A 7,739-nucleotide genomic window follows, 5' to 3' on the forward strand; every position below is an offset into this window, starting at 1 on the left:
ATCAATTTTATAGTTTTGTGTACAATTCATCTGAAGTCCTCCTTGGCATGATGGTAATTGTTTGACACCCCTGCATCATACCAAGAGGGCTTTTTTTGATCAAGTCCCCGGAAAAGCTCCTAACGGGAATGCTCCTTTCTCGTCTATGATTGAGGGTCTATGATTGAGGGGCGAAAAAGCAGCTTTCCCCCGTCACGCTTTAGCGCAGTGGAAGGCCGGAGACCTCCCGCTTTACAGAGGAATTCGCAGCCCCCAAACCGAGCCAATCGCTCGGCAAAAGCGGGCCATATCGGCCGTTCCTCCGCACCACCATTTTCCATATCGATCACAGCCGCTGAAATTGACGCATCATCTGTTCGATCCGTCCGACGTCGACATGCTCGCGGACATGAGCGGCAAGCCGGTCGAACGCCTTTTCTTTGAGCGAGCGAAAGAGTCGGACGCCAGAAGGAGCGATTCCTTTTTGGCGGCGAATGTTGTTGAAAAACGCGGTGCGGAACGCATCGTTATGAAACAAATCGTGCATGTACGTGCCCAGCACTCGCTCATCACTGTGCTTCGCCCCTTCATGGCGGCCGTTCGCCTCAATAAGCGGCGCATAGCCAGGAAGCGGCGCCGAGCGGCCCATATGAATCTCGTATCCTTGCACCGAAAACCGCTCGCCCGCCCACGTAAGCATCCCTTCCGTACGGATCGTGATTTTCGTCCGCTCAAGCGTCGTTTCAATCGGCAGCAAACCAAGTCCTTTTACTTCGGGGAGCGGCGTCTCGACTCCATACGGATCGCGGATGACGACGCCAAGCATTTGGTAGCCGCCGCATAAGCCGACGACTCTCGCTTTTCCTTCATTGACAAGCGACACAATGCGGGAAGCGAGTCCTCTTTTCTTCATATAAATCAAGTCTTCGATCGTGTTTTTGCTGCCGGGAAGCACGATCACATCCGGCGCTCCAAGCTCGTCGACGTGCGTCACCAACCGGACGCGGCAGTCCGGTTCTGCCAGCAGCGGGTCGATGTCGGTGAAATTGGCGATTTTCGGACAGCGGATGACAGCGACATCAATCGCTTCCTCTCCCCCGACAGATGAAGCAAACCGCTCAAGCGACAGCGAATCTTCCGCATCGATCGCCAAATCAGGCAAATATGGAACGACGCCAAGCACCGGCACGCCGGTGTGCTGCTCAAACCAATCGAGCCCAGGCTTAAGCAGCGCCACATCGCCGCGAAACTTGTTAATGATGACCCCAATGACCCGCTTTCGGTCCTCAGGCTCAAGCAGCGACAGCGTTCCAACGAGGCTCGCGAACACCCCGCCCCGCTCAATATCGCCGATCAACACGACCGGGGCGTTGGCGAGACGGGCGATGCGCATGTTGACCAACTCGCGGTCGTTTAAGTTTACTTCCGCCGGGCTTCCCGCTCCTTCAATGACAATCCGGTCATACTCGTTCATCAACGTTTCGAGCGACTGACGGATGACGGCCAGCCCTTGGTGGAAAAACTCGTTCCGGTAAGCGAACGCCTGCATATTGCCGTACGGTTTGCCAAGCACAACGATTTGCGATTCATGCTCGCGGCTTGGCTTAATCAAAATCGGATTCATCTCAGCGCGCGCCGCCACTCCGGCCGCTTCGGCCTGAATTCCTTGCGCCCGTCCGATTTCGTTTCCGTCTGGCGTCACGTAGGAGTTTAACGACATGTTTTGCGACTTGAACGGCGCCGTCTTCCAGCCGTCTTGGGCGAACATGCGGCAAAACGCAGTGGCGATGACGCTTTTGCCGGCATCAGAATGGGTGCCTTGAAACATAATCGGCAGCGCCTTAGCCATTGATGGTCACCTTCTCGCATTCGGCGAGCCACCGCTCAACCATCGCCGGGGCGGACGCGAAATGAAAATGGACATAGCCAGCGAAAAGCCGGTGCGCCAAATAACCGTCAGGCTTCGTTCCTTTCCGGCCGCTCGTTTCGTAGGCAAACGGCGTCTCACCGCGCGGCTCATAAACGGAGTAGTGAAACTCATGGCCGCGCGCTGTTTCTCCTTCCGGCAATAGAAAATTTCCATTTCGACCGCGCACTTCGCGGTAGCCAAGCGCCGCGAGCTTCGTCTTCATCACGACCTTCCCCGGGATGACGCCCGCCATCTCATAGGCCGAACCGTCCGTCGCAACAAGCTGTTCGGTGAGAAACATAAACCCGCCGCACTCGGCCAACGTCGGCAACCCGTGTTCGATGGCGGCGCGGATCGACTGTTTGACAGCGGCTTGCCTGGCGAGCTCGGCGGCAAACTCTTCCGGAAACCCGCCGCCGATATACAATCCGTTCACCCCATCCGGAAGCGGCTCGCCGGCGAGCGGAGAAAAGTAGACAAGCTCCGCGCCACAGGCAGAAAGCATCTCCAGATTCTCCGGATAGTAAAAATGAAAGGCAGCATCTTTGGCAACCGCCACGCGCACGCGATACGGCCGCGAAGGGCGAATGAGCGGCGCCGGAGAACAAAGGGCTGGCGCTTCTGCAATCGAAAGGAGCGTCTCCCAATCGATCGTGCGCGCCACCTTTCTCCCCAGATTGGCAAAAAACGAATCCAGTTCGCCGCGCTCCACCGACGGCACGAGCCCTAAATGGCGCTCTGGTAGCGCCAACGCTTCGTCTTGCGTGAGAAACCCGACGACCGGCACCCCGCACGTTTGCTCGATGGCCGCTTTGACGAGCCGAAAATGCCCTTCGCTGCCGACGCGGTTGGCAAATACGCCGGCGAGGCGCACATCGGGGCGAAACGTTTGAAACCCATGGACGATGGCGGCGGCGCTGCGGGCCATGCCGGAACAATCGACGACAAGCAGCACCGGGCTTTCGGTCAATACGGCGATTTTAGCCGTCGCCCCCTCGTCAGAAAGCGGCTGTTTCCCGTCAAACAGCCCCATCACCCCCTCGATGATGGCGATATCAGCCCCTTGACAACCGTTGGCGAGCACCGTTTTGACCGCTTCGCTTCCCATCATCCAACTGTCCAAGTTGCGCGCCGGCCGGCCGGTCACAGCCGTATGGTACGTCGGATCAATGTAGTCCGGGCCGCATTTAAACCCTTGCACCGTATATCCTTGCTGCCTCATGGCCGCCATCAAGCCGAGCGTTACAGTCGTTTTGCCGGCTCCGCTTCCTGGCGCAGCGATGACAAGCCGTCGCATGGCTCGCTCTCCTTTCTGCGTCTGTGATCGATCAGTGCCACAGAAATCGTCACGTTGCCCGATTTCTTTTTCACGAGCGCCATTCGATCGGCCCCGCTGTACAATTTCGCCGCCGGCTCGCTCACCCCGTAGGCGCCGGTGTAGCGAAACACGGTCTCCAACGGCGCTTCGATCGGCACCGTGTTCAGCTCTTCTGGCGTATATGCAACCAATTCCCATCGATATTTGTTGACTACCTCCAAAAGGCCTTGTTCATCCTTTTTCAAGTCAATGGTGCACACCGCTTTGACGCTTTTGAGCGAAAAGCGCAGCTCATTGAGCGTCTCGCGGATGACCGCTTCGATTTCGTCAGCCGATGTGCCGCGGTTGCAGCCGATGCCAAGGGCGATCACTTTCGGGCGATACAAGACGCCGTTTTGCAAAATCGCTTCTTCTTTCGGCGCAAGCAGCCGGTGAGTGACCACAAGCGCCGCCGTCGGGCGAGCGGACAGCGCCTCCGCGATCGAGCCGTACACGATGATGTTTTTTTGGCAGCGGGCGGCCCGCCGGCCACCAATTTGGTTCTCCTGACTCTTGCACAATGGCGACCGGTTCTTCATTGACAACAGCCGCGCTCACCGGCGTCAAGTTGTCATCCGACTCCCATTCCCAGCCGAATTCGCGGCCGAATAGATCAACAGCGATCGTCTGCTGCACATCGGAAGCGGTCGTAATGACCGGGCGGGCGCCCAATATGGCGGCCACACGCCGCGTCAGTTCGTTGGCGCCTCCTAAATGGCCGGATAATACGCTGATGACATGTTCTCCTTTATCATCAATGACGACAACCGCCGGATCGGTCTTTTTATCTTTCAGCAATGGAGCGATCATCCGGACGGCCGCGCCGAGCGAAATGATGCAAATGAGCCCGTCGTAGCGGGCGAACAGCTCCGGCAGCAACGTCTTCACGTTGCCGGAAAACAAGCGGATCCCGTGCTCGGCTTCATCGCCGCGGGCGAATTTCTCCGTATAATACACGTCCGCTCCAACTAGAGCGCCGCCGAGCCGGCGGGCGATCTCGACCCCGTGTTTCGTAATGGCCACGACCGCATAGACGCCGTTCCTTTCGTTGTTTATGGCAACAGCCCCCACCTTACGCCTCCCCCTTTCGATATCCGTGCGTAAACGTCCGGTCATACAGCTTCGACCGATAGCCTTGTCCATGAATATGCGGATCGAGCGCCCAGCCGGCTAAGATGATGGCGTGCTTCGTCACGCCATAGCGCCGCATATCCTCAGCCAATGTCGCCACCGTGGAGCGAATCACCACTTCATCCGGCCATGTCGCCTTATAGACGACCGCCACCGGCGTATCACCGCTCCAGTCCGCGTCAAGGAGCGCCGCGCTTACTTTTTTGGCAAGCGTCGCGCTTAAAAAAAGGACAAGGGTGCAATGATGCTGGGCCAGCTCCTGCAATTTCTCACGCGGTGGCACCGGCGTCCGCCCCTCGGCGCGGGTGAAAATGACCGTCTGCGTCAATTCGGGGACGGTGAGCTCGGCCTGCACCGAGGCCGCGGCCGCAAACGCCGAACTGACACCGGGGACGATTTCGACTTCAATTCCTTCTCCTTTCAATAAGGCGATTTGCTCGAGCATCGCCCCGTAAATCGATGGATCACCCGTATGCACGCGGACGACGAGCCGGCCTTGCCTCACCTTGTCGGCCATCATCGCCACCATTTGTTCCAAATGCATGCCGGCTGTATGAAACACCTCTGCCTCCGGCTTCCGGTAACGCTCAATCAGTTCTTCGCTCACTAACGAGTCGGTGTAAAAAATGTCGTCCGCCGCGGCCAACAGCTCCGCTCCTCGAACGGTGATCAAATCCGGCGCTCCCGGCCCCGCTCCGATGATATACAGCTTCACTTTCTCACCACCATCAATGTCAAATATTCGAGTTCCGCTCCGTCGAGCTCCTCGACCTTCCACACGACTTCCTCGCCGGACGTCACTTTCGTCACAACAGCGGCGCGATGAAGCAAATCGAGTTCCCGCAACAGACGAACCAGCAAATCGATCACTTTCGCCACTTTAAAAAAGACAACGCAATCGTGCTCAAGAAGCACTGCTTTCATCGCCTCAACATCGTCGCGGGCGGGCACGATCGCCACGGTTTCATCGCCGTCCGCAAGCGGCAGGCGAAGCCGGGCGGCGGCGGCGTTCGCCGAGCTGACGCCGGGGACGACTTCGATCGGCGCGTCTGGATAGCGTCGCTCCATCACATGCATCAAATGGATGAACGTGCTGTACAACAGCGGATCGCCTTCGGTGACAAACGCCACATCGCGCCCAGCCGACAGTTCCGCCCAAATGGCGTCGGCTGCTTCGTTCCATTTTGGTTCAAGCACGGCCACGTCTTTTGTCATCGGAAAATGAAGCCCAAGCCGGCGTTTTTCCTCCGGCGCCAAATACGCGTCGATAATTTGTTCGGCATAGCTTTTGCTTTGCCGCCCTTTTTTTGGATAAGCGATGACATCCGCTTCTTTTAGGCGGCGGTATGCTTTCACCGTCATGAGCTCTGGATCGCCCGGGCCAACACCGATGCCGTACAACGTGCCGGTCATTCGTCTCCCTCCCGCTTGGCTGTCATGATATACACTGGATTGAGCGCCTCAAAGCGCGTCAACTCTAAAATGGGCTTGCTTCGCGACACTTGCGCGAGCGTGATGTCAACATGAAATCCACGGCTACGTAGCTCGCGGCCCGCTTCAGCAAGCGTCTCAACTGTTGCCGCGTTGATCACAATGCGTCCATTTTTCTTCAGCCGTTTCGCACAGACGTCCAACAACGGCGACATCGCGCCTGACGTGCCGCCGATAAAGATGGCATCCGGGTCGGCAAATTCGTCGAGCCGATCGGGCGCCCTGCCGTGCACAAGTGTGATATCGACGCGGAATTTGCGCAAGTTTTGCCGGCAAAGTTCGATATCTTGTTCATTTTTTTCAATCGCAAACACGGCGCCGTCGCGGGCGATTTTCGCCGCTTCAATCGCCACCGAACCGGTGCACGTTCCAATATCCCAGACGACGCTGTCCGGGCGCAAGCGCAAGGCGCTTAGACTTAAAACTCGGATTTCTTTTTTCGTAATCAATCCTTTGTCCGGCTTGCGCTGAAAAAACTCGTCATCCTCAATGCCGAACGGCCAAACCGGGCTTGGCGCTGTCTGCCGCAAAATGACTATATTTAATGGAAGAAACTCGGCTTCCGCCATCTCTTCCAACGAAAACAAGCGGCAGCGCTCGTTCGGGCCGCCGAGCTCCTCGCCGACAAACGCCTCATATTCCGTCATGCCGTACTCGAGCAAATAGCGGGCGATGACGGCCGGCGAGTTCGTCTCATCGGTTAAGATGGCGACTTTGCGCCGCCCGTCGATCCGTTGCACGAGGCCGGTGAGCGGGCGGCCATGGGCGCTTACAAATGCGGCATCTTGCCAAGACTCCCCCATTTTCGCAAACGCCCATTGCACCGAGCTGACCGCCGGATACACCTCAATCGGCAATTTGCCGGCCAAATAGCTGCCGATGCCGTAAAAGAGCGGATCGCCAGACGCCAGCACGACAGTACGGCGCGTCTCGTGCCGAAGCCGCTCCACCAGCTCCGCCAGTCCGCGGCGGATGACGATCGTTTCTCCTTTGTATTCAGGAAACATCGCCAGCTGCCGCTCGCCGCCGACAAGCAGTTCGCTTTCATCAATCCAGCGCCGATACAGCTCAGGAAGACTTGCCTTCCCGTCAGCTCCCACGCCGATCAGTTTCATCGTCCCCATCAATTTGCACCGCCTTTCCTAATCGTTGTCCGTTCAAGGTGTAAATGGACGTCGCCACCGTCAAGCCGCCTCCGACTTCGTTGAGCGCTGCCCGGCAACACGCCTCACACAACAGTTCGAAAAACTTCGTGCAGCCGGCTTCTTGCAGCATGTCGCCGACTTGCGCCGCCGTGTTCGCGCCGCGCACCGCGGCCACCAGCGCGGAAGAGGCGCCGGCTTGCTCAGCGAGCGCCGCCAAAAAACCGAAGTCAACCGGAGCGCTTTTCGAGTGCACCATCATCACCCCTTGGGCGACTTTCGAAAATTTCCCCATCATCCCGACCATCGACACCATCTTGATGCCAAGCCGTTTGCATTGCTTCAGCGTAAACCCGACAAAATCACCCATTTCAATAAATGCTTCTTCCGGCAAATGCGGATACTCTTGCATGGCATATTTCTCGCTCCGCCCCCCGGTCGTGATCACGACATGGCGGCAGCCGTTCGCTTTCGCCACTTGAAGCGCCTGTACGATGCTCGCCCGGTAGGCGGCGGTCGAGAACGGAACGACGATGCCGCGCGTTCCTAAAATCGAAATGCCGCCCATAATGCCAAGCCTCGGATTCAACGTTTTTTTGGCGATTTCCTCGCCGCCGGGCACAGAAATGACAACGTTCACCCCGCGATGTAAACCGTATTGCGCCAATACTTCGTTGACTGCTTCGCGGATCATTTGCCGCGGCACTGGATTGATCGCGGCTTCCCCGAC

At 57.7% G+C, this 7,739-nt stretch carries 6 protein-coding genes and 1 pseudogene; all 7 read right to left on the reverse strand.

The features are described 5' to 3' along the window. Positions 1 to 325: 325 nt before the first annotated feature. On the reverse strand, positions 326 to 1,828 hold the full coding sequence (locus IKE44_RS04210; protein ID WP_287465096.1) for a cobyric acid synthase: 1,503 nt from the start codon (positions 1,826 to 1,828) through the stop codon (positions 326 to 328). Further along, positions 1,821 to 3,185 carry a cobyrinic acid a,c-diamide synthase CobB gene (locus IKE44_RS04215; RefSeq protein ID WP_049624527.1) on the reverse strand — a complete coding sequence of 455 codons (1,365 nt, stop codon included), beginning with the start codon at positions 3,183 to 3,185 and terminating at the stop codon, positions 1,821 to 1,823. The genes IKE44_RS04210 and IKE44_RS04215 overlap by 8 nt, the downstream gene beginning before the upstream one ends. Continuing rightward, a pseudogene (locus tag IKE44_RS04220) lies at positions 3,131 to 4,316 on the reverse strand (cobalt-precorrin 5A hydrolase). The gene IKE44_RS04215 and the pseudogene IKE44_RS04220 overlap by 55 nt, the downstream one beginning before the upstream one ends. 1 nt (position 4,317) lies before the next feature. Next, positions 4,318 to 5,091: a precorrin-4 C(11)-methyltransferase gene (gene cobM, locus IKE44_RS04225; RefSeq protein ID WP_287465097.1), complete on the reverse strand. Its 774-nt coding sequence runs from the start codon at positions 5,089 to 5,091 to the stop codon at positions 4,318 to 4,320. Continuing rightward, positions 5,088 to 5,789 carry a precorrin-2 C(20)-methyltransferase gene (gene cobI / locus IKE44_RS04230; protein ID WP_033016964.1) on the reverse strand — a complete coding sequence of 234 codons (702 nt, stop codon included), beginning with the start codon at positions 5,787 to 5,789 and terminating at the stop codon, positions 5,088 to 5,090. The genes cobM and cobI overlap by 4 nt, the downstream gene beginning before the upstream one ends. Next, positions 5,786 to 6,991 carry a bifunctional cobalt-precorrin-7 (C(5))-methyltransferase/cobalt-precorrin-6B (C(15))-methyltransferase gene (locus IKE44_RS04235; protein ID WP_049626334.1) on the reverse strand — a complete coding sequence of 402 codons (1,206 nt, stop codon included), beginning with the start codon at positions 6,989 to 6,991 and terminating at the stop codon, positions 5,786 to 5,788. Before IKE44_RS04235 ends, cobI begins: the two co-directional genes overlap by 4 nt. Continuing rightward, positions 6,957 to 7,739 (reverse strand): cobalt-precorrin-5B (C(1))-methyltransferase (locus IKE44_RS04240; protein WP_287465099.1); only part of this gene is annotated, 783 nt, incomplete at its 5' end. The genes IKE44_RS04240 and IKE44_RS04235, both read right to left, overlap by 35 nt.

This window comes from Geobacillus sp., from assembly GCF_017515625.1.
Lineage (GTDB): Bacteria > Bacillota > Bacilli > Bacillales > Anoxybacillaceae > Geobacillus > Geobacillus stearothermophilus.

Coding starts and splice junctions, on each gene's coding strand:
- cobI (WP_033016964.1), bottom strand. CDS start 5,789: ATGACCGGCACGTTGTACGGCATCGGTGTTGGCCCGGGCGATCCAGAG.
- IKE44_RS04210 (WP_287465096.1), bottom strand. CDS start 1,828: ATGGCTAAGGCGCTGCCGATTATGTTTCAAGGCACCCATTCTGATGCC.
- IKE44_RS04215 (WP_049624527.1), bottom strand. CDS start 3,185: ATGCGACGGCTTGTCATCGCTGCGCCAGGAAGCGGAGCCGGCAAAACG.
- IKE44_RS04235 (WP_049626334.1), bottom strand. CDS start 6,991: ATGGGGACGATGAAACTGATCGGCGTGGGAGCTGACGGGAAGGCAAGT.